The sequence below is a fragment of the Halogranum amylolyticum genome (assembly GCF_900110465.1).
In the GTDB taxonomy this organism is placed as follows: Archaea; Halobacteriota; Halobacteria; order Halobacteriales; family Haloferacaceae; genus Halogranum; species Halogranum amylolyticum.
In genome coordinates, this window is the sequence record NZ_FODV01000021.1 from 13087 (window position 1) to 32419 (window position 19333).

24 protein-coding genes and 5 tRNA genes are annotated in these 19333 nt (G+C 62.7%); 16 read left to right on the top strand and 13 right to left on the bottom strand.

Features of this window, described 5'->3' with window-relative positions:
• Positions 1-178 precede the first annotated feature (178 nt).
• Positions 179-826, top strand: coding sequence for a type 1 glutamine amidotransferase (locus tag BSG17_RS21305; protein ID WP_089827411.1), 648 nt, complete (start codon positions 179-181; stop codon positions 824-826).
• Between the two features lie 84 nt (positions 827-910).
• Here BSG17_RS21305 and nucS read toward each other — a convergent pair whose 3' ends face one another.
• Positions 911-1735 carry an endonuclease NucS gene (gene nucS / locus BSG17_RS21310; RefSeq protein ID WP_089827469.1) on the bottom strand — a complete coding sequence of 275 codons (825 nt, stop codon included), beginning with the start codon at positions 1733-1735 and terminating at the stop codon, positions 911-913.
• Between the two features lie 163 nt (positions 1736-1898).
• Here nucS and BSG17_RS21315 point away from each other — a divergent pair, with 163 nt between their 5' ends.
• The 3 genes from BSG17_RS21315 (at position 1899) to BSG17_RS21325 (ending at position 3778) form a co-directional block, all read left to right on the top strand.
• Positions 1899-2354 (top strand): pyridoxamine 5'-phosphate oxidase family protein, encoded by a 456-nt coding sequence (locus BSG17_RS21315; protein ID WP_089827470.1) that lies wholly within the window; start codon positions 1899-1901, stop codon positions 2352-2354.
• A 65-nt stretch (positions 2355-2419) separates the two neighbouring features.
• Positions 2420-3085 carry a hypothetical protein gene (locus tag BSG17_RS21320; RefSeq protein WP_089827412.1) on the top strand — a complete coding sequence of 222 codons (666 nt, stop codon included), beginning with the start codon at positions 2420-2422 and terminating at the stop codon, positions 3083-3085.
• Between the two features lie 357 nt (positions 3086-3442).
• A complete protein-coding gene (locus BSG17_RS21325) occupies positions 3443-3778 on the top strand; it encodes a hypothetical protein (protein ID WP_089827413.1) in 336 nt (111 codons plus the stop codon).
• A gap of 439 nt (positions 3779-4217) precedes the next feature.
• On the opposite strand, the gene BSG17_RS21330 is transcribed toward BSG17_RS21325, so the two are convergent.
• Positions 4218-4291 (bottom strand) — tRNA-Phe (locus BSG17_RS21330).
• A 59-nt stretch (positions 4292-4350) separates the two neighbouring features.
• Complete coding sequence (locus BSG17_RS21335) at positions 4351-4917, bottom strand: hypothetical protein (protein ID WP_089827414.1); 567 nt, start codon at positions 4915-4917, stop codon at positions 4351-4353.
• A gap of 433 nt (positions 4918-5350) precedes the next feature.
• Here BSG17_RS21335 and BSG17_RS21340 point away from each other — a divergent pair, with 433 nt between their 5' ends.
• The 5 genes from BSG17_RS21340 to hcsS all read left to right on the top strand — a co-directional run bounded on the left by BSG17_RS21340 (position 5351) and on the right by hcsS (position 9233).
• Positions 5351-5785, top strand: coding sequence for a CBS domain-containing protein (locus tag BSG17_RS21340; RefSeq protein ID WP_089827415.1), 435 nt, complete (start codon positions 5351-5353; stop codon positions 5783-5785).
• Between the two features lie 637 nt (positions 5786-6422).
• Positions 6423-6758, top strand: a complete 336-nt coding sequence (arsD, locus tag BSG17_RS21345; protein WP_089827416.1) for an arsenite efflux transporter metallochaperone ArsD — start codon at positions 6423-6425, stop codon at positions 6756-6758.
• A complete protein-coding gene (gene arsA / locus BSG17_RS21350) occupies positions 6755-8689 on the top strand; it encodes an arsenical pump-driving ATPase (protein ID WP_089827417.1) in 1935 nt (644 codons plus the stop codon). The genes arsD and arsA overlap by 4 nt, the downstream gene beginning before the upstream one ends.
• Complete coding sequence (hcsL, locus tag BSG17_RS21355; RefSeq protein ID WP_089827418.1) at positions 8686-9051, top strand: halo-CC-star protein HcsL; 366 nt, start codon at positions 8686-8688, stop codon at positions 9049-9051. The genes arsA and hcsL overlap by 4 nt, the downstream gene beginning before the upstream one ends.
• A complete protein-coding gene (gene hcsS / locus BSG17_RS21360; RefSeq protein WP_089827419.1) occupies positions 9042-9233 on the top strand; it encodes a halo-CC-star protein HcsS in 192 nt (63 codons plus the stop codon). Before hcsL ends, hcsS begins: the two co-directional genes overlap by 10 nt.
• A 14-nt stretch (positions 9234-9247) precedes the next feature.
• Here the strand turns inward: hcsS and BSG17_RS21365 are convergent, their stop codons facing one another.
• Entirely contained in the window at positions 9248-9634 is a 387-nt protein-coding gene (locus BSG17_RS21365) for an ArsR/SmtB family transcription factor (protein WP_089827420.1), read from the bottom strand.
• A 170-nt stretch (positions 9635-9804) separates the two neighbouring features.
• Here BSG17_RS21365 and BSG17_RS21370 point away from each other — a divergent pair, with 170 nt between their 5' ends.
• The 4 genes from BSG17_RS21370 to BSG17_RS21380 all read left to right on the top strand — a co-directional run bounded on the left by BSG17_RS21370 (position 9805) and on the right by BSG17_RS21380 (position 11818).
• The gene (locus BSG17_RS21370; protein WP_089827421.1) at positions 9805-10215 is read left to right on the top strand and encodes an arsenate-mycothiol transferase ArsC; all 411 of its coding nucleotides are present in this window, start codon (positions 9805-9807) and stop codon (positions 10213-10215) included.
• 7 nt (positions 10216-10222) lie between these two features.
• Positions 10223-10462, top strand: a complete 240-nt coding sequence (locus BSG17_RS28765) for a winged helix-turn-helix transcriptional regulator (protein ID WP_170864901.1) — start codon at positions 10223-10225, stop codon at positions 10460-10462.
• A gap of 182 nt (positions 10463-10644) precedes the next feature.
• A complete protein-coding gene (locus BSG17_RS21375) occupies positions 10645-11004 on the top strand; it encodes an ArsR/SmtB family transcription factor (protein ID WP_089827422.1) in 360 nt (119 codons plus the stop codon).
• Positions 10997-11818, top strand: coding sequence for an arsenite methyltransferase (locus tag BSG17_RS21380; protein WP_089827423.1), 822 nt, complete (start codon positions 10997-10999; stop codon positions 11816-11818). Before BSG17_RS21375 ends, BSG17_RS21380 begins: the two co-directional genes overlap by 8 nt.
• 129 nt (positions 11819-11947) lie before the next feature.
• On the opposite strand, the gene BSG17_RS21385 is transcribed toward BSG17_RS21380, so the two are convergent.
• From BSG17_RS21385 to BSG17_RS21395, 3 genes are all read right to left on the bottom strand, one after another.
• Positions 11948-12022 (bottom strand) — tRNA-Ile (locus BSG17_RS21385).
• A 103-nt stretch (positions 12023-12125) separates the two neighbouring features.
• Positions 12126-12198: transfer RNA gene (locus BSG17_RS21390), tRNA-Asn, on the bottom strand.
• A gap of 213 nt (positions 12199-12411) precedes the next feature.
• Positions 12412-12484 (bottom strand) — tRNA-Asn (locus tag BSG17_RS21395).
• A gap of 124 nt (positions 12485-12608) precedes the next feature.
• Here BSG17_RS21395 and cca point away from each other — a divergent pair.
• Positions 12609-14009 (top strand): CCA tRNA nucleotidyltransferase, encoded by a 1401-nt coding sequence (gene cca, locus BSG17_RS21400; RefSeq protein WP_089827424.1) that lies wholly within the window; start codon positions 12609-12611, stop codon positions 14007-14009.
• On the opposite strand, the gene BSG17_RS21405 is transcribed toward cca, so the two are convergent.
• The 4 genes from BSG17_RS21405 to BSG17_RS21420 form a co-directional block, all read right to left on the bottom strand.
• The gene (locus BSG17_RS21405; protein ID WP_089827425.1) at positions 13988-15001 is read right to left on the bottom strand and encodes a histone deacetylase family protein; all 1014 of its coding nucleotides are present in this window, start codon (positions 14999-15001) and stop codon (positions 13988-13990) included. The genes cca and BSG17_RS21405 overlap by 22 nt on opposite strands.
• Positions 15001-15432, bottom strand: a complete 432-nt coding sequence (locus BSG17_RS21410) for a histone family protein (RefSeq protein WP_089827426.1) — start codon at positions 15430-15432, stop codon at positions 15001-15003. The genes BSG17_RS21405 and BSG17_RS21410 overlap by 1 nt, the downstream gene beginning before the upstream one ends.
• Positions 15433-15552: 120 nt before the next feature.
• Entirely contained in the window at positions 15553-17022 is a 1470-nt protein-coding gene (locus BSG17_RS21415) for a single-stranded DNA binding protein (RefSeq protein WP_089827427.1), read from the bottom strand.
• Positions 17023-17224: 202 nt separating this feature from the next.
• Positions 17225-17803 (bottom strand): hypothetical protein, encoded by a 579-nt coding sequence (locus tag BSG17_RS21420; protein WP_089827428.1) that lies wholly within the window; start codon positions 17801-17803, stop codon positions 17225-17227.
• 233 nt (positions 17804-18036) lie between these two features.
• Here BSG17_RS21420 and BSG17_RS21425 point away from each other — a divergent pair.
• Positions 18037-18109 (top strand) — tRNA-Arg (locus BSG17_RS21425).
• Here BSG17_RS21425 and BSG17_RS28390 read toward each other — a convergent pair.
• On the bottom strand, positions 18091-18216 hold the full coding sequence (locus BSG17_RS28390) for a hypothetical protein (RefSeq protein ID WP_280141208.1): 126 nt from the start codon (positions 18214-18216) through the stop codon (positions 18091-18093). The genes BSG17_RS21425 and BSG17_RS28390 overlap by 19 nt on opposite strands.
• A 79-nt stretch (positions 18217-18295) precedes the next feature.
• Positions 18296-18541: a DUF7564 family protein gene (locus tag BSG17_RS26420; RefSeq protein ID WP_139246753.1), complete on the bottom strand. Its 246-nt coding sequence runs from the start codon at positions 18539-18541 to the stop codon at positions 18296-18298.
• A gap of 174 nt (positions 18542-18715) precedes the next feature.
• On the opposite strand from BSG17_RS26420, the gene BSG17_RS21430 reads away from it, so the two are divergent.
• Positions 18716-19330: a DUF309 domain-containing protein gene (locus BSG17_RS21430; protein WP_089827429.1), complete on the top strand. Its 615-nt coding sequence runs from the start codon at positions 18716-18718 to the stop codon at positions 19328-19330.
• Positions 19331-19333: the final 3 nt, after the last annotated feature.

Sequence of the window (19333 nt, forward strand, 5' to 3'; positions counted from 1 at the left end):
TCCGGGAATAAAGCCTTCGATACAGTCCCTCGCTGTCGCGCCCTGTGACGGCCTCACACTCGGGTTTGACTCCGGACGGCCGCCCTTTGGGTCCCACGATCTCGGCGGTGGGGACGAGAGACCGCTGCTCGTCGACCCGCCACGGGAGTTTATCAGGCTCCGTCGCCAACTCGGGTCGATGCTCCTCGTGTTGGAGAACGAGGTCGATCGAGACAAGCGCTACTTCGTCCCCGAGATCACTCGCCACCTCCCCGAGTACCGCGTTCACGACGTCGCTCACGGTGACGTCCCGGCGGTTGCCGACCTCGTCGATCTCGTCGACGGCGTCGTCCTCAGCGGGAGCACCGCCGGTGTATACGAGTCTTCCGACTACCCGTGGATGGACGACCTCCGGTATCTCGTCTCCGACCTCGTCGCCCACGAGCTGCCGACGCTCGGCGTCTGTTTCGGGCATCAACTCGTCAACGACGCGCTCGGTGGCACGGTCGAACACCGTGGACTCACCGCGGAACTCGTCGACGTCGACTTCGCGGACGACCCGCTCTTCGAGGGCGTCGCGTCGACGGTCCCGATGGTCCACGGCGACCACGTCACCGACCTCGGCGACGGGATGGAACCTATCGCCTCGGCCGACTACTACCCCTTCCCCGCGAGTCGCCACGAGAACGCACCGCTCTGGACCGTCCAGTATCACCCGGAGTTCACCGACCGACTCCTCCCCCGTATCGCCGCGGACTTCGACTGGCAGGGCTCCCGGGACTTCTCTGCGGTCTCCGTCGAGCGGACGTTCGCGAACTTCGTCCGACTCGCCGGATCTGGCGTCTGATCGGCGTTCTCGTCGCTATCGGACCGGCTCGTTCGGTTGATCCGGTCACGTGAGACGAGTACCGACGGAGCGACGTTCCGACTCCTACGACGTTCCCTCCGAGTCGCCCGTATCGGCCGTCTTCTCCGTCTCTTCCGTGTTCTGCGTCTCCTCCGAGTCGCCGGTCGCGGTGTCGCCGTCGGGCGGCCGTCCCGTGTCGGGGTCGAGCGCGACGAACTCCAGCCCCTCTTCGTCGAGCAGCGCGCTCGTCCGGTCGGTGACGGACGGGGCGACCAGAATCCCACGCACCTCGGACTCGTCGCCGAGTTCCCGGTGGAGTGCCTCGACGTAGCGCTGGAGTTGACTCGCCGCCGAGGGACCGACGCGACGACGCTTCAGCTCGACGACGACGGGCGTCCCGTCGCCGTCCTCGCCGTAGATGTCCATCGGGCCGGCCGCGCTCTCGCGTTCCGTCTCGAGGGGGATGAACCCGCTCTCGACGAGCGAGGGGTCGTCGAGGACGTGCTGGCGCAGGTCTTCCTCGCTGCCGTGGAGGTCGAGGTCACGTCCGCCGGTGACCGAGAGCGCCGAGAACTGGTGGACCTGCTCGAAGTGGACGTCGAGCGTCTCCGCGGGGTTCCGACGCGTCCCGCGAACCCGGAGGCGACCGTCTCGGACGCTGGCGTGGTGTTCACTGCCCGGCGGCTGCCAGTTGACCGGGGTGCGCTTCTCGTCGGTGTGGACCAGCGTCGACCCGTCGGGTTTGAGGATGACGAGCCGGTTGCCGGAACCGAGGCTGCTCGTCGCCCGTCCGTCGTAGTCGACGGTACAGCGGCCGAAGACGGTGACGAGGTCGCCGCGCTCGAACGCCTCTTCGAGTTCCCAGAGCGTCTCGCGGTGCGTCGGCCGGTGGAGCGTCGTCGCGTGCATACGGAGTGCCGTCGAGCGGTTGGGGACGAGAAGATAAAAACGGCGCGTCCGACCGAACGGGGTGAGGCCGCCCAGTCGGTCGGTCGGTCCGTCGATCAGAGTCGACCGCACGCCGTCTGCAACTGGGAGGATAATTATGGTCTCTGAACACGTACGACTGTCCATGGAACACGACCGATTTGCCGAACTTCAGGGGATCGAGATGAGCGGCGAGGAGGCCGAGCGCTTCCTCCGTCAGCAAGGGTTCGGCGTGCTCTCGCTGGCCCGCGAGAACGAGGCGTACGGCATCCCCATCTCCTTCGGGTACGACGATGAAAACCTCTACTTCGTCCTGCTCCGACCGGGCGCACAGAGCAAGAAGGAGGCGTTCATCCGCGAGACCGAGACCGCGAGCTTCCTCGTCTACGACGTCGACGACAAACACGACTGGCGGAGCGTCGTCGTCACGGGTCGGGTCGAACCGGTCGACGACGACGAGTGGCCGGCCCTCCGGGACGCCCTCGAGGAGAACGCCTGGTTCCCGAGTCTATTCTCCGAGACGCAACCGATGCAGGATATCCTCGGCTGGCGGTTCGTCGTCGACGAGATAACGGGGCAGAAAAGTCACGAGACGACGTAGTCGAGTCGGTCTCGGCCGTCCGCCCGGTCGCGAACGCTTTTGACTCGGTGAGCCGACTGCTCGCCATGGACCCAAAACGGCAGACGGTGTCGCACTCACCGGCGACCCGACTCTTTCACCTCCACTACAACACTCCCGACGTCGACGGACTCGAAGCCGCACTCGCCGACGTCGGACTCCCCTTACACCGTCGGTTCGGCTGGGACGACGGAGAGTTCACGTCGCTCGGCCCCGACGAGCGGCGACCGACGGAGTGGAGACTCCGACTCGAGACGCTTCGACGAGGGGCGGTCGACCTCACGCTCGCTCCCGGACGGCGGTTCCGGTTCGACCACCTCGGCGTCGTCACCTCGGAGTTCGACGCCGTCGTGGACCGTGTGCGTCGTGCCGAATCGGAGGGATGGAGCGTCCGCGACAGCGACGGTCGCCGCCCGTTCGTGATAACGCCGTGGGGGTTCCGTGTCGAGGTTCACCGCGACGACGGCGAGGTCGCCACGGAACTCGTGGCGTGGGAGACCGCTCGTCTCCTCGACGTTCGCCTCGTCGTCCCCGAGGAAGCGGTCGAGGCGATTCGAACCGGACTCACGAGAGTACTCGGACCGGTCTCCGAGCTCACTGTCGCGAGCGGCGACGTCGACCGGCCGACGGTTCCGTCGTTCACACTCGGCGGCGACGTTCTCTCGACACCCACCGTCGTCGACGTCGCGTCGCTCGCTGCGACGAGCGACTGATCGTCTCGACTCGTCTTCTCTCGAACGGCGCTCTCGACGTCTCTACGCCGGCCCTCCGAACAGCACATATAAACTGCTTGGAGATACAACCACATCTGGTTTCCTCGTCTTGGGAGTACGTTCGACTGTAATGCTCGGTACACTCCGTTCGTTCGCACAGGAAGCGATCAGTCTCGTCATCGCGATCATCACGTTCCCGCTTCGATTGCTCCGGTCGCTCCTGTAGCACGACAGACGCGCCCTCTCTGACGACCGTACGCGACGACCAGCGCGACGGAGCGCTCTCGGTGACCGACGTCCTGCTCGCCTGTCGTCGAAACGAGAGAACTACATGTACGTGGGTCACCATCATTACACATGGACTTAGAGACCATCCTCGACGATCGTGATCGACTCACTCGCACACTGCTCGCCGGCACGCTGGCGGTCGTCTCGCTTCGCTCGTTTCGGAAGAAGAACCGTCTCCTCGGCGTGCTGGCCGGCGCCGGGGCGGTCGGACTCGGCTACACCGCTGCGGTCCGGTCTCCCGACGTGACCGAGGAGAGCGACGCGGCGGACGAATCCGTGCGCGACGTCGAGACGACCGGCGAGGACGGCGGGATGCGCTGTCCAGCCTGCAGCGAACCGATCGTCGTGGGCGAGTCCCGACGACCGAACGCTAACAACCAGATCGTCCACGAGCGCTGTCTGTAGTCGAGCGACGAACGCTATCTCCGCGACGACGGCTCAGTCGCTTCACTCTGTTATCTAATTGTCAGGCGCTAAAACCCCGTTCTTCAGGGCGGGGAAACAGCGCCGTCTTTGGTTGTGAACACTGTGAACCGAACGTACAAGTGCTCACACGACGTTTCTGTGACTGTCGTTGCGATGGTTCCTCCATCGTGATTGACTGTCCGAAAACTGGCAGTTGACTCGGTGTTTACCTCATCAAAACGTAAGCCTTCGGACGACCTAACCGACACAAAATAATCAGATAACTCTGAGTCCTCGTGGAGAGGATAGGAGTAACGGTAGCATGGCCCTGCCAGCACTTGTCGGGTGTTAAACCGTGAATCTCCCAACTCAGCGGGCCTTTGCTCGTGGGAAGCCCCGCCGTTTACGGCGGGGAGGAGGTCACTCGTTCGCAGGGAAATGCCGCCTCCCGGATTTGAACCGGGGACAGCTCGATCTTCAGTCGAGTGCTCTCCCAGTCTGAGCTAAGGCGGCTTACACTCCAGTCGATGGCTGACTGGTGCAAAAGGATTTCGGAATTGAACCGCCGCGCCCTATGCGACTTTTCGCCGTTCGGTGAACGACTGCTCGCCGCCGTCCCACGTCACGGTCGTCTCGATACGGATCTCGCCGCCGTTCTGTTTGACCTTCGCCGCGTCGAGATAGCCGAGGTCCACGCGTTTGGTGCGCGTCTTCGTCTCCGTCGACTCGACCGCGGGGAACGACTGGCTGGCCGACCAGATCTCGTCACCGCCGGTGTAGATCTCCGTGCTCACCTCCACGTTCGTCGCCGTGTCGTTCATGGTGTTCGTCAGCGCCACGGTCACGTCACGACAGGTCTGTCCGCAACTGTCGATGTTTCGGACGTCGAATCGGAACTCCGCCTCGGCGGCACTTCCGTCGTCGGAACCGCCGGTGGAGCCACCGCTCTCCGCCTCCTCGCTGTCGGCCGTCGAGGAACCGTCGTCGTCACCGCCGCTCGCGTCGACGTCCGTCCCCGTCTCGTCGAACACCGAGTCCACGAGCGGCGCTGCCGGCCCGAGATCGACCGCCAGCGCACCGACGACGACACCCGCGACGGCGAGCGAGACGACGACGATACCGACGTTCCGACCGCTCATCCGCGACTCCTCTCTCGGGTACGGCTCTGTCGTGTGTTCATACGTCGAGTCACAACTCTGCGTTGATATGTCTGTTGCCACTGGGTGTTCGCACTGGAGCAGCGCTACGGTTACGAGGAGAGAGCCAGGCGTTCCAGCCAGACTGTCTCCTCTAGCGACTCTCGGATCTTTTCGTCCAGGAACGGGACACCGACCCCGACAGGATGCTACTGCACCGTCTCCGTGGCAGAAGTCAGAGCGAAACGGTGCAGTGGGTACGAAGGGGGTCCAACTCTTGTCGCCTCCCCGGCGAAGGTTGTGCGTGGAGGCGAGAAGATGTGCCGAAGCGAAGAGACGTCTCTCGGACGAGAGTCGTGCAAGATATTATCACGCATTCTAGCGAACAGACGACTGCGACTGGTGAGCGACCGTCAGTCCAGTCGCGGTGAGTTCCATGCCCGAAATCAAATCGATCGTTCGCGAGACAGTAGTGAGCGCGTCCCCGGAGACTCCTCTTACGGAGGTAGCTCAACTGATGGACGAGGAGACCGTGGGGAGCGTCGTGATCGTCGACGACGAACGGCCTCGAGGAATCGTCACGGATCGCGACCTCGCGATCGAAGTCGTCGCACGTGGTACAGATGCCTCGTCACAGACCGCTGCCGACGTGATGAGCGACCGTGTCGAGACAATCGCCGTCGACAGCGGCATCTTCGACGTCCTCCGCGTGATGGCAGACGCGAAAGTCCGGCGAGTTCCGGCCGTCGACTCGGACGGGGACCTCGCTGGAATCGTCACGTTCGACGATTTCGTCGTCCTCCTCGGCCGTGAACTCAAACTGCTGGGTGAGGTGGTCGAAGCCGAGATTCCCCCGTACGACCACGCCTGATCCGGGAGGTCTCGAGGGTGTGTCGTCGACGACCCCCTCTCTCCGTTAGGTCGTATCGATAGTCAAGAAGCTCCCAGAGAATCGTTCTATCTTCTGTTATCATTCACGTACTCGCTCACATCCTACCATCGAACAGCTACCTGTTTGGACTCTTCCTATATGCCGTTGTGTCTCCTGTACTCTCCACGTTCTACTTTCGGAATCGTTGTTCACGCACGGGACACAAGGATGTTCTTCCGTCAAAGGTGGGGATGCCAGCCGTCAATGAGATAGCTCGCTAAACTATCGCTCTGATCTCTTGGTAGATTCTCAGTAGATAATTTAGTAGTTTGTAAATCAACGGTGGTAGAGATATCTGACGGTAGACGTTCGACGATAACGAGAATATTTCAATAATCTCTAAAACAAGTCGGCAGTGCGGATGAGCGGCATCCCACATCGAACTACTGGAGGCGTGTGGAATTACAACTGGCAGTCCGTTTCTATTCCCTTTCATTGGCTGGTAGATACTGAAGCGAAGTTCTTATGAGATTGTTTGATAAATCGCTCAGATGTGCATGGAAGAAGACAGCCAATTAGCAGTCGAAGACCCTTCGTTCGGTGCTAAAACAATTGAACGAGATATTAACCAACACGAATGACTGAACTCATCCTCTACGAAGAAGCAATGTGCTGTTCCACCGGCGTCTGTGGACCCGATCCCGACGACGAACTCGTGGAAGTCAGCGCCGCTCTCGACCAACTCGAAAACGAATTCGAGGGCGTCGAAATTTCACGGGCAAACATGCAGCACGACATCGATCAGTTCCTCGAAACACAGCGTATCTCCGAACTGGTCGAGGAACACGGTCCGTCGATCTTGCCGATTACGGTCGTCGACGACGAAATCGTCGCGAAGTCCGAGTATCTCTCCTACGACGAACTCGAGGCGGCTCTCGAAAGTCACAGCTCACCGCAGGAGACCGAACAGTGACTGGAACATCGACCGACGCCCGAGCAGTCGTCGAACCGACGGACGACGAGACCGAGTTCGTCTTCTTCAGCGGGAAAGGCGGCGTCGGCAAGAGTACCGTGAGCTGTGCGACGGCAAGTTGGCTCGCTAACAACGGGTATGAGACGCTGTTAGTTACCACCGACCCTGCGCCGAACCTCTCCGACATCTTCGGGCAGGACATCGGCCACGAGGTCACTGACATCGACGACGTCGAGAACCTCTCGGCCATCGAGATCGACCCGGACGCTGCTGCCGAGGAGTACCGCCAAGAGACGATCGAACCGATGCGACAACTCCTCGACGACGAGCAGATCGAGACGATCGAGGAGCAACTCAACAGTCCGTGTGTCGAGGAAATCGCTGCCTTCGACAACTTCGTCGACTTCATGGACAGTCCTGAGTACGACGTCGTCGTCTTCGACACCGCCCCGACCGGTCACACCATCCGGTTGATGGAGCTCCCGTCCGATTGGAACGCCGAACTCGAGAAGGGCGGGTCGACCTGTATCGGCCCGGCTGCCTCCATGGAAGACAAGAAGGACGATTACGAGCGTGCCATCGACACGCTCCAAGACGACGACCGAACCTCGTTCGCCTTCGTCGGGAAGCCAGAAGACTCTTCGATCGACGAAATCGAACGCAGCGCCGACGACCTTGCAGGGCTCGGCATCGAATCGCAACTCCTCGTCGTCAACGGTTACCTCCCGGAATCGGTGTGTGACGATCCGTTCTTCGAGAGCAAACGAGCCGACGAACAGGCGGTTCTCGACCGCGTCGAAGAGACGTTCGACGAGCAGGCAATTGCGACCTATCCCCTCCAGCCTGGCGAGATAACTGGCCTCGACCTACTGTCGGACGTCGGTGGGGTCCTCTACGATGGCGACGAGACATCCGTCGACATCGAACGCGCGGGTGACACGACGAACGAAGACCGGACAGTCGACTTCGACTCGCTCACAGACCCGGACGCCGTCGCCGAGCAGTTGCGACCGGTCGACGGGACGCGTTATCTCTTCTTCACCGGGAAAGGTGGCGTCGGAAAGAGCACCATCGCTTCGACGACGGCGACTGCACTCGCTGAGGCCGGCTACGAAACCCTCGTCGTCACCACTGACCCTGCGGCACACCTAGAGGACATCTTCGAGGAACCAGTCGGCCACGACCCGACCTCTGTCGGACAAGCGAACCTCGATGCGGCCCGAATCGATCAAGAGGAAGCGCTCGAAGAGTACCGGACACAGGTCCTCGACCACGTCACTGAGATGTACGAGGACAAGGACGACTCCAAAATCGACGTCGACGCCGCAATCGAGAACGTCAAGGAGGAACTGGAGTCACCCTGCGCCGAGGAGATGGCGGCACTCGAAAAGTTCGTCAGCTACTTCGAGGAAGACGGCTACGATATCGTCGTCTTCGACACCGCCCCAACTGGCCACACACTACGGCTCCTCGAACTCCCATCGGACTGGAAGGGCTTCATGGATCTCGGATCGTTGACGAAGGGTGCAGCCCCGGAGAAGGAAGGCAAGTACGACACTGTCATCGAGACGATGCAGAACCCGGAGAAGAGTTCGTTCGCGTTCGTCATGTACCCCGAGTACACACCGATGATGGAAGCGTACCGAGCCGCCGAAGACCTGCGTGAGCAGGTCGGTATCGAGACCTCACTGGTCGTGGCAAACTACCTACTCCCCGAGGAGTACGGTGACAACGCGTTCTTTGAGAACCGTCGTGCCCAACAAGAGCAGTACCTCAGTGAGATCAGCGACCGGTTCGACGCGCCGATGATGCTCGCACCGCTGCGTCAGGACGAGCCGGTCGGGCTGGACGCACTCCGTGCGTTCGGTGAGGAGGTTACGGGACTGTCGGAGATCGGTCAGAAGGAACACGAGGAGGTGACGGTGTCATGAGTGGAGCTCAATCCGAGGAGCCGACTGTCGAGGAGCAACTCGACGTGTTCCTCGAGACGCTCCGTGAGTCAGAAACCTACCAGCAGGTCATCGACACCCAAGCGGAACTCGAGGCGGATTCCGAGGCGATGGCACTACTCGACGCCTATCAGCAGAAACAACAGCAGTTACAGGCGGAGTTCGACCCATCGGTCATGAGTGATCTACGGGAACTCCAGACCGAACTCTCGAACAACGAAACTATCAAACGCCACCAAGCAGCCCAGGAGGAACTCGTCGACCTCCTCAATCAGACCAACGACGTGATCAGCGAACGAATCGGACAGGAGTTCGCACAGTCACTCGGAGGTGGGTGCTGTTGAGTACTACCGACGAAGACGTGCTGGCTGCCGCCGAGTCTCTCGGTGACGAGCTCCGGCAGGCAAAATCGGAGTCGACACGAGAAGGGTTCGAGTCGCTACTCGAAGAATGTAACGAGGCGATCAGTGACGCGACCGGTATCGACTACGGCGACGCGTGCGACGCTGGCAGTGACTGCTGTTAACGTAGCGTAGTTGGCTATCTCGTCCCTTCGAGCGCCACGACGAGTGCGGTCGCTCGGGTTGTCGCACGGTACTTGCGCCACTTTCCATCTTTTCGTCTCGTAACGAGGCCAGCTTCTAGTAACTGCGAGAGTGCGTGACTGATTGCACTGTCACTGACGTCGAGAAGGGGAGAGAGTTCGCAGACGCACAGTTCCTCGTCGGCCGCATAGAGGAGCCGAATGATCTTGTACCGTGTTTCGTTTGCAATCGCCGAGAGGACTCCGACGTCGGACTCGATTGTACTGATACCTGCTTTTGCATCGAGTTCTTCTAACTCGTCGATTCGTTGAGTAAGGTCCTCGTCTCGGCACTCACCGAGTTCATCGGCGAGGTACCGCTGAAGCCGGTCGTTCGTCGCCATCAGGAAATACTTGAGCGAACGCTTGAATAAGCGTTCTGACTGAGAACCATCCAGACGCTATACTGAAGTGGACTTCCGGGAGGTCGCATTTGTGAACGCATGTTCGACAATATAGCTCTCTGTAGATTTTGAACACAACGGATATAGTCTCACTTGAAAGAGACGCTCATATGAAAGTCGCATTCGTATGCGTGCAGAACGCGGGTCGAAGCCAGATGGCAACAGCGTTCGCCGAACGGGGACGGGCGCAACGCGGCGTGGAGGACGAGATCGAGATTCTCACTGGGGGGACGCAACCCGCAGACCATGTCCATGAAGAAGTCGTTCAAGTGATGCAAGAGAAAGGCATCGATCTCTCGAAGAAAACGCCTCGTGATATTACGCCTGAAGAACTCCGAGAGACCGACTACGTTATCACGATGGGTTGTTCGGCTCGAGACGTCTGCCCGGCGACCTGGAGCGGTGAGAACCGCGACTGGGGACTCGATGATCCCGACGGACAGGACTTGGACAGTGTTCGCGAAATTCGCGACGAGATCGAACGGCGCGTCTCGGGCCTGTTCGACGAACTTCTCGAGTAGACTAAGCATGACTGAGCGATCAACAGGACGGGCGTGTGTCGCTCACCAGACGGCGAGTGCAAAACTCGTCTATCAGATTATAAAACACGAACAACGAGCGTCGCAGTCGAGGCTAATTGCCGAAACGGGTCTGGACAGAAGCACGGTTCGGCGAGCGGTTGACGCGCTCGAATTGTGTGACGTAGTTGAAGAGGCAGTCGACCTCTCTGACGCACGGAAGCGAGTTTACTTCCACATCGGTGAGTGAACAGCGACGCTTCGTTCCAACGGTAGTGTCGGAACAACGGCAACCGACTCTCTCGTACGGTTCATCGCCCATCAGAATGAATCGCCGCTTTTTGCAAATCACTCGGTGTGGACAACTGTTAGTATCTCCTATGCTGTGCGAAACACATATATTAGCGGACGCTAATATTAGCAATCGCTAAAATGGCTCAGAACTCGCCGTCACACCAACCCGACACAGCCGAGGCGTGCTGTACGGCGGAACACACGCTGACCGAATCGGAACTCGCCGCAGACGTACAGGTGCTGTCTGCGATGGGGAACGACACGCGCTACGAGGCGCTCAGACTCATCGCCGAAGCAGACGGAGACGTGTGTGTCTGTGAACTCGAACCCGCACTCGGAGTGAGCCAGAGCGCTGTCAGTCAGGCACTCTCTCGGTTGTACACCGCTGGACTCGTCACGCGGCGGAAGGAGGGTCGGTGGCGATACTACGCGGCAACCGCGGAAGCAGAGCGCATTCTCGACGCACTCGGCGAGATTCGGAGGCAGACCGATGAGTGAACACGACCAATCCTCGGACTCGAAGACGGACGGACTCTCACCCGACGAACAGCGTCGTGCGGTTCGCCAGCGGTATGCCCGAATCGCCACCGACGACTCGAGCTGCTGTGAGAGTTCAGACAGTTCGACTACTGACCGCGAGGAGTTGAACAGGAAACTCGGCTACTCTGAAGAGGACGAATCCGGCGTTGCAGCGGGCGCGAATCTTGGACTCGGCTGTGGCAACCCGAACGCGATCGCTGCCTTGGAGGCTGGTGAAACAGTACTCGACCTCGGGTCGGGGGCGGGATTCGATTGCTTCCTCGCAGCGCAGGAAGTTGGAGACTCAGGGCGTGTCGTCGGCGTCGATATGACGCCAGAGATGATCGTGAAAGCCCGCGAGAACGTAGCGAAGAACGACGCGACGAACGTGGAGTTCCGCCTCGGCGAGATCGAACACCTCCCTGTCGCCGACAGGACGGTCGACGTCATCATCTCGAACTGTGTGGTGAATCTCTCTCCGGACAAACAGCAGGTGTTCCACGAAGCGAATCGGGTGCTTCGGCCCGGAGGCCGACTCGCCATCTCCGACGTCGTGTTGACTGCACAACTCCCGAGCGATGTACACGCCGACCCCGACTCGGTCGCGTCCTGTGTCGCCGGTGCGTCTCCGGTTCCGGAGATCGAGACGATGCTGTCGAACGCCGGGTTCGAGCAGATCCGAATCGAGCCGAAAGCCGAGAGTGAGGAATTTATTCGAGAGTGGGATGACGAACGTGACGTCAGTGACTACGTCGTCTCCGCGACAATCGAGGCGAAAAAGGCCTTACAGTAATGACTGTAGCCTCGTGACCCAGATGGGCCCTGTCGGATTCGAACCACGGTCACTCCGCTTTGCTTCGTTCCCTGCTTCGAACCGATAGAGCGTGAAACTCACCGCTCGCTGTCGCTCGCGGATGAGTTATGGGCCCTATCGGATTCGAACCAATGACCACTCGGTTATGAGCCGAGCGCTCTAACCAGACTGAGCTAAGGGCCCTCGTACGGTGCTATCCTCGGATACCCCTTTAGCGTTGCTTTGTCCTGTCACTCCGACGCCGACGGACAGCACTCACACTACTCACGGAAGCGAGTCACGAGAACGCCGTCGCCAGGACTCGAACCTGGGACCACCTCGTTAACAGCGAGGTGCTCTACCATCTGAGCTACGACGGCTTACTGTAGTCTCCTCTATCCAGGAGAGTTTGAAAGCGGTTTCGTTTCGGTCGGTCGGCTGACTGGTGATAGCACGTGACATCGACATCTCTGGTATCGGGTCTCGACGACCGGTCAAAGGATACGGGCTGTCGGCGCCGATCGATAGACGAAGACGGTCATCGAAAGTCTCAGTACGCCGCTTTCGGATGTGAGCCACGAGAGAGAGAGGGACGCCGTCGCCAGGGCTCGAACCTGGGACCACCTCGTTAACAGCGAGGTGCTCTACCATCTGAGCTACGACGGCTCGTTGCATCTCTACGTATTCGAGGTTATTTGAAAGTGTTTTCGCTTTCAGTCGCCGTCTGTCGGTCTCACTCGGCGCAGGCGACACCGACATCCTTTCGCCGCCGCCCGGGAAAGACCGGGACATGACCACCGAGGACGCCGCGGAGCTCGCGACCGTCGTCGCCCGCGTCCGCGAACGCATCGACCCCGATCCCGCGGAGCGCGAGCGTCTCGCGGCGGCGGCCGCCGCACTCTCAGAGCGCGTCCGGGAGGCGCTCGCGGACCGCCCCGTGACGGCCGACGTCGTGCAGGTCGGAAGCACCGCCCGCGGGACGTGGCTCGCGGGCGACCGCGACATCGACCTCTTCGTCCGTTTCCCACCGGAACTCTCCCGCGCGGAGCTGGAGCGGTTCGGTCTCGCCGTCGGCCGGGAGGTGCTCCCGGACGGCCACGAGGAGTTCGCCGAACACCCCTACGTCAAAGGCGAGTTCGAGGGGTTCGACGTCGACCTCGTCCCCTGCTACGACGTCCCCGCCGCGACCGACATCCGCTCTGCGGTCGACCGGACGCCGTTCCACAACGCCTACCTCCTCGACCGACTCGACGACGACCTCGCCGCCGACGTCCGCGTGTTCAAACGGTTCCTGAAGGGGATCGGCGCCTACGGCAGCGACCTCCGGACCAAGGGGTTCTCGGGCTACCTCGCGGAACTGCTCGTCCTCGAGTATGGCGGCTTCGAACCGCTCGTCGCGGCCGCCGCCGACTGGCATCCCCCAGTCGAACGCGACCCCGAAGATCACGGCCGTCGATCGTTCTCCGACCCGCTCGTCGTCGTCGACCCGACCGACCCCGAGCGCAACGTCGCCGCCGTGCTCTCCGCGGAGAACGTCGCACGACTCCAACACTACGCCCGCGAGTTGCTCGCCGACCCTCGTGAGGAGTTGTTCTTTCCCTCCGAACGCCCCCCGATGACGGCCGAGGAACTCCGGGCACAACTCGACCGTCGTGGGACCACCCCCGTCGCCGTCGCCTTCGACGCGCCGGCCGTCGTCGAAGATCAACTCTACCCGCAGTTGGAGAAGTCGCTCGAGGGCGTCGTCTCCGAACTCGACCGTCGAGAGTTCGAGCCGCTACGAGCGACGGCGTTCGCCAGCGAGACCGGAGACGACGCCGACGACGGGGCACCGTTCGACCGCGCGGTGCTCTTCGTCGAACTCGGTGTCGACGCGCTCCCGACGATACAGCGACACGACGGCCCGCCCGTCCACGTCCGACAGCATGCGACGGGATTCTACGAGAAGTACGCCGACGCCGACGTCTACGGCCCGTTCCTCGACGGCAGTCGCTACGTCGTCGAACGCGAACGCGAGTTCACCACGCCGCGAGCGTTCCTCGAGAGCGACGCGCTGTTCGACGTCGCGCTCGGCGCACAGATCGAAGGACAGTTAGAGGAGTCGTACACCGTACTTGTCGACGGAGACGTCGTCGCGCTCGCCGAGGAGTTCGCTTCGGAGCTTCGGGCCTACTTCGAGCCGAGACCGTGAGTCGACCGGAGCTCCGCGATCAGTTCCTCCGTGTTCTCGTCCGGCGAGTCGTCGGGATCCATCGGTTCGCGACCGTCGAACGTCTCGTGGACCGTCGCGACGCCTTCAGAGAGCGTGTCGAGTCCGTAGCCGCCCTCGAGCACGAAACACAGTGCGGCGTCGACCTCGTCGGCGAGACGGCGAACGCGATCGGTCATCAGTGCGTAGCCCTCCGTCGAGACGCGCATCCGGGAGATGGGGTCGTGTCGGTGGGCGTCGAACCCGGCCGAGACGACGAGCAGATCGGGGTCGAACCGGTCGAGTGCGGGCGCGAGCAGGTCGTCGATGGTGAAGAGGTAGTCCGCGTCGCCCTTCCCGGCCGGAAGCGGCACGTTCAGCGTCGTCCCCTCGCCGTCGCCGTCGCCGATCTCGTCGGCCTCGCCCGTCCCGGGGTAGAGGCCGTCCTCGTGGATCGAGGCGTAGAAGACGTCGCTGCGGTCGTAGAAGATGTCCTGTGTCCCGTTGCCGTGGTGGACGTCCCAGTCGAAGATAGCGACGCGCTCGGCCAGGTCGTCGTCGAGGACGTCCTGTGCGGCGACGGCGGCGTTGTTGACGAAACAGAAGCCCATGGCGTCGTCGCCGACGGCGTGGTGTCCCGGCGGCCGACCGAGTGCGAAGGGGGTCTGTCGCCCCGCGTTCCCGTCGAGCGCCTCGCGTGCCGCCCACTGTGAGAGTCCCGCGCTCTGGAGTGCGGCGTCCCACGTCTCGTCGCTGGCGACGGTGTCGGGGTCCCAGTTGCCGCCACCGCTCTCGCAGAACTGCTTGACCTCCTCGACGTAGTCTGGGTCGTGGACGGCGGCTACAGCGTCCTCCGTGGCCGGGTCGGCGTCGACGTACTCGACGCCGTGTCGTTTCGCCAGCCCACGCTTGATCGCCCGCAGTCGGTCGGCCGTCTCCGGATGTCGGGCACCGGTGTCGTGTTCGAGACAGGTGTCGCTGTAGCCGAAGCGCATTATTCGAAGAGGGAGAAGTACGTCTGGATGTCTTCGGCCTGGATGGTTCTCCGGTCGGCGTGGTGGGCGAGTTTGGCGGCCGCGCTGGCGACGTTGTCGGCGTAGTCTTCGAGGATATCCGCCAGCGCGATGCGCGCACTCATCGACACGCGGTATCGGTCGTCGATCTCGAGGCGGGCGATCCGGTCGACCGGCGCGATGGGGAGTTCGAGGTCCGCGCGCTCGACGACCTGTTCGACGCCGAAGTCCTCGGCCATCAGCGTCTTTCGACCGTCGTCGGTCGCGTGTACCGCGGCGTCCTTCGCGAGGACCGCGCCGTGTTGCTGAATGCGACGCGCGAGCTCCTCGGCAGCGTCCGCACTCACCCGGAGATTGCCGGCGTTGCGCCGGATGATAGTGTCCACCGGGGCGAACGGCAGCTCAACACTCATACCCACATACCGGTCCGTGCGCTGTATAATCCTTTCCGTTAAGGCCCTTTCCGCAGTCGAGACGCGGGCTGCTCAGCCCTCGCCGCGTCGTTGGGCAGTCGAACGCGGGACGGGGCCGACTCAGAACACGTCGTCGGCGTCGATGGTACCGTCGCGAAGCGTCCCGCGGACGGTGATCTCCTCGCCGAGTCGAAGCCGCGCGTCCGTGCGGACGCTTCGCGTCTTCGTCCCGTTGTCGAGGACGACCGGACTCCCCGCCTGGACGACCGTCCCGGTGAACTCGACGGTCTCGCCGTTCGCGTCGTCGGCCTTCGTCGCGACCGCCGCGGCCGTGCCGGAGCCGCTCGTGCTCGCGCTCTCGGCGGTCGTCGTCTCGGCGTCATCGCCCGGCTCGGACGCGTCGTCGGACTCGCCGAAGGCGTCGAGCCCCTGTTCGCTCCTCCCGGTTGCGGCGGTCGAGTCGCTTCCACCGTCGCCGACGCTGTCGCGCGTGACGCTCACCGTCGAGCGCCAGCCCGCAGAGGCCTCGAGGTCGTCCTGCCAGCCGTCTTTGATCTCGACGTCCGTGAAGACGACGTGGTCCGCGAGGTCGACGTCGGTGTCGGCCTTCTCGCCCCAGAGGGCGACGCGGATCTCGCCCGTCTCGTCTTTGACGCGGACGTTCCGCACCTGTCCCTGCGAACCGTCGTCGCGGTCGAACGTGCGCTTGGGGTCGGTCTCGATGACGCCGCCGGCGATGTCGACCGTCTGTCCGATCTCCAGCGAGCCGATGTCGGCGGTGTCGGGGACGTACTGGACCTCCTCCTCGAGTTCCTCGACTGCGCCGCGCGAGCCGACGTGGAGTTCGAGCGATCCGTCCCGTTCGCGGACGTAGCCGTCGACGACCTCGACCGTCTGGTCGGCGTCGAGTTCGTCGGCGCGGTCTGCCTGCTCGTCCCAGAGCGTCACCCGCACGCGACCCGTCTCGTCACCGACCGTCAGGTTGGCGACGCGGCCCTCCGAACCGTCGTCGCGGTCGAACGTCCGAATCTCGGAGGTGTCGAGTATTTTCCCCTTGAGGTTCACGTCCGAGAGGCCGAGCGAGAGGTCCTCGACCTGGTAGCTGTCGAGCAGCTGGACGTCGACCTCCTCGTCGGGAGCGGGTTCGGCCTTGTCGACGCTGACCTCGACGCCGTTGAACCCGTCTTTCGGGCGACCGGCGACACGGAGCAGTTCACCCACTTCGAGGCTGTCGACGACGTCCGCCGCCATCTCGTCCCAGAAGGAGACGCGGAGTCGCCCGGTCTCGTCGGCGACCTCGACGTTGACGACGCGGCCGTCCTCGTCCTCGCCGTCGCGCTCGAAAGTTCGCAGTTCGCCGATGCTGACGACCTTCGCGAGGAACTTCACCTCGTCCATGCCCGGTTCGACGTCGGCGATCCCGCTCACCTCCCCACCCTGGTCTGTCAGCTCGTGGGCGATGAGCATCGCCGCCGTCTCGTCGTCCGCGAGCCCCCCCATCTGTTCGACTTTCTCCTCGACTGCCGCCTCGAACTCCTCGAAAGAAACCTCTGTTTCGAGGCCCTCGTAGACGTCCTCTATCGCGCCCATAATCGTGTAGCCAAGCAAGGTGAGCGCGCGCTTAAGCGTTGTCCTTGTCGAGACGACTCGACGCTGTCTGGCGGTTTTTCCTGCCGCCGACGCGGATTGTCCGGTGTCGCGACCATGCCGCGTCTGGCCGCGAACTCGGTCAAAAAGGTTCGGGTGGTCGCCCCCACCGAGAGCGAGCCGACTGCCGATCGCTCCCGATCGGCTACCGGTCGGCCGTGGCGACGGTCGTCCGCTCGCCCATGCTCTCGTGGACGACGCTGACCGTCGCCGGCAGTTCGCCTTCGAAACTGACCGTCGCTTCGTAGCTGCGCTGGACGAGCGCCTGCGTGCAGACGTCGCCACCCTGTTCTTCCGTGGTGACGACGACCGTCAGCGTGTCCCCGTCCATCGTGACGTCGCCGAGGACGGGCTGGTGACAGCCGTTCGGCCCCTGGATACAGCCGGTGACGACGACGTCGGGCGACTCGAAGGCGACGCTCGCCGTCCCCGTCTCCGAACAGTCGCCGGTGGCTTCGAGCGTACTCGACGCTATCGACTCGGCGTCCGCTGTCGACGTGGGGGTGTCGGTAGGTTCGTCGGTCGAGGACCCGTCGGTCGTGGGTTCGGACGTCGTCTGCTCGCCCGTCGTCGTCCCGTCCGCCGGTGTGTCGGTCGGTTCGTCCGTCTCGGTGCCCGTGTTCGTACCGTCACCGCCCGGTGCGTCCTCGTTCGCGAGACAGCCGGCAATCGACCCGACGCCCAGCGTCGCCGTCGCGGTTCGCAGGAACGTTCGACGTTTCATACTCTACCTTCGGTGAGTGATTTCAAAGACCTTCTGTAGAGTCAAAAAGCTCTTTGTGCCTCCGTTGACCCCTTCGCCGTCTCGTACTCGTTCCGTCGTTCGAGCACGCCGCTGTCGTGCGATTCTCTCCCGTGCGTACATGCTGCACACGGCAGCTATACCGGGGGTGTTAAGTAAGTGGGTCGAATTGGTAGAGTTGCAGACGCAGTGCGAGACTGCGCGAAAGCACACATGTCCTGGTAGGGTAGTGGACTATCCTCTTGGCTTGCGGAGCCAGGGACCGGAGTTCAAATCTCCGTCAGGACGTTCATTTCATTCACGACCTGACTTGCCCCACGCTCGCGTCCGCTCGCGTGGGACTCCGTCAGGACGCTCACGTCGTCACCGGCGACGCCGGTTGCCGGAACGGGCACAGAGTGAAGACGAGTACACTCGTCACTAGCCGGGTCGACCGGCAGTCGAGTCGACGACGTCGGTGGAGGGGCGAGCGGATCAGTCCTCTCGGACGCGGGGACGAGAGACGTCTCGTTCGGGCGGACGGCGGGTGACGCTGGGTCGCGTCGACGGCGTCGGCTGCTTGGGGAGGCGGCCCGACAGGCGGAGACGCCGGCTACGCTTCGGGGCAGGCCGCTGTTTGCCGCGCCACGCCTGGTGGCAGGTCGGACAGTAGTAGCCGTGGTAACCGTTCGTGCTCAGATACGTTTCTCCGCAGTCGATGCAGGTCGGATGGAGGTTCATCGACCGACACCCGGACGAGTCGTTCGAAGGGCGGTGCTTGCCATGTGTTATCACACAGGATACTGTCGGTCGCGCAGCGATATATGTATTCTCGTCGTGTGCGTCGAGTATCCCCGACCTAACCGCCGAGAACGCTTCACGAACCGTTTTAGGTCGCTGCCGAGAAAGGAGAGTATGGACGACATCCTCCGGGCGGGTGTCGCCGTCTACAACGCCGGCGAGTACCACGCCGCCCACGACGCCTGGGAGGCTCACTGGCTCGAACTGGAGCGGGGAAGCGACGACGAACGGTTCCTCCACGGACTCATCCAGTTCACCGCCGCCGTCTACCACGCGCGTCGAGGTAACTGGTCAGGTGCGACGGGACTCGCCGAGAGCGCACGCGAGTATCTCTCCGTCCTGCCAGCGACCTATCGCGGCGTCGACGTCGACGCGGTTCGGACTGCGCTCGCGTCGCTTCGGACCGACCCCGAACGGATCGAGCGGACGCGACCGCCGTCGCTGGCGATCGACGGCGAGACGCTGCTCCCCGGCGATCTCGAGTTCGAGGCCGCTTCGGTCGCCGCGGAGGTCCTCGCCGACGAGTACGACCGGTACGACGAGGCCGTCGTCGCCGCCGGTATCGAGTTCGCACGCGAGGAGTTGGGGAGCGCACGGACGCGTTTCATCACCTTCGTGATGGACTTCGCGGCCGACGATACCCACCGCGACGTCATCTACCAGCGATTGTCGGAACACGTCGAGCGGCGACGGCAGCAGGAGCGCGACGTCGCCGGGCTGTTCGACTGAGAA

Coding starts and splice junctions, on each gene's coding strand:
- BSG17_RS21375 (WP_089827422.1), top strand. CDS start 10,645: ATGGCTCAGAACTCGCCGTCACACCAACCCGACACAGCCGAGGCGTGC.
- BSG17_RS21380 (WP_089827423.1), top strand. CDS start 10,997: ATGAGTGAACACGACCAATCCTCGGACTCGAAGACGGACGGACTCTCA.
- BSG17_RS21320 (WP_089827412.1), top strand. CDS start 2,420: ATGGACCCAAAACGGCAGACGGTGTCGCACTCACCGGCGACCCGACTC.
- BSG17_RS21365 (WP_089827420.1), bottom strand. CDS start 9,634: ATGGCGACGAACGACCGGCTTCAGCGGTACCTCGCCGATGAACTCGGT.
- BSG17_RS28765 (WP_170864901.1), top strand. CDS start 10,223: ATGACTGAGCGATCAACAGGACGGGCGTGTGTCGCTCACCAGACGGCG.
- nucS (WP_089827469.1), bottom strand. CDS start 1,735: ATGCACGCGACGACGCTCCACCGGCCGACGCACCGCGAGACGCTCTGG.
- hcsL (WP_089827418.1), top strand. CDS start 8,686: ATGAGTGGAGCTCAATCCGAGGAGCCGACTGTCGAGGAGCAACTCGAC.
- BSG17_RS21420 (WP_089827428.1), bottom strand. CDS start 17,803: ATGAAACGTCGAACGTTCCTGCGAACCGCGACGGCGACGCTGGGCGTC.
- BSG17_RS21405 (WP_089827425.1), bottom strand. CDS start 15,001: ATGCGCTTCGGCTACAGCGACACCTGTCTCGAACACGACACCGGTGCC.
- BSG17_RS21325 (WP_089827413.1), top strand. CDS start 3,443: ATGGACTTAGAGACCATCCTCGACGATCGTGATCGACTCACTCGCACA.
- BSG17_RS21305 (WP_089827411.1), top strand. CDS start 179: ATGCTCCTCGTGTTGGAGAACGAGGTCGATCGAGACAAGCGCTACTTC.
- BSG17_RS21370 (WP_089827421.1), top strand. CDS start 9,805: ATGAAAGTCGCATTCGTATGCGTGCAGAACGCGGGTCGAAGCCAGATG.
- BSG17_RS21430 (WP_089827429.1), top strand. CDS start 18,716: ATGGACGACATCCTCCGGGCGGGTGTCGCCGTCTACAACGCCGGCGAG.
- BSG17_RS26420 (WP_139246753.1), bottom strand. CDS start 18,541: ATGAACCTCCATCCGACCTGCATCGACTGCGGAGAAACGTATCTGAGC.
- BSG17_RS21415 (WP_089827427.1), bottom strand. CDS start 17,022: ATGGGCGCGATAGAGGACGTCTACGAGGGCCTCGAAACAGAGGTTTCT.
- BSG17_RS21335 (WP_089827414.1), bottom strand. CDS start 4,917: ATGAGCGGTCGGAACGTCGGTATCGTCGTCGTCTCGCTCGCCGTCGCG.
- cca (WP_089827424.1), top strand. CDS start 12,609: ATGACCACCGAGGACGCCGCGGAGCTCGCGACCGTCGTCGCCCGCGTC.
- BSG17_RS21410 (WP_089827426.1), bottom strand. CDS start 15,432: ATGAGTGTTGAGCTGCCGTTCGCCCCGGTGGACACTATCATCCGGCGC.
- BSG17_RS21315 (WP_089827470.1), top strand. CDS start 1,899: ATGGAACACGACCGATTTGCCGAACTTCAGGGGATCGAGATGAGCGGC.
- BSG17_RS21340 (WP_089827415.1), top strand. CDS start 5,351: ATGCCCGAAATCAAATCGATCGTTCGCGAGACAGTAGTGAGCGCGTCC.
- arsD (WP_089827416.1), top strand. CDS start 6,423: ATGACTGAACTCATCCTCTACGAAGAAGCAATGTGCTGTTCCACCGGC.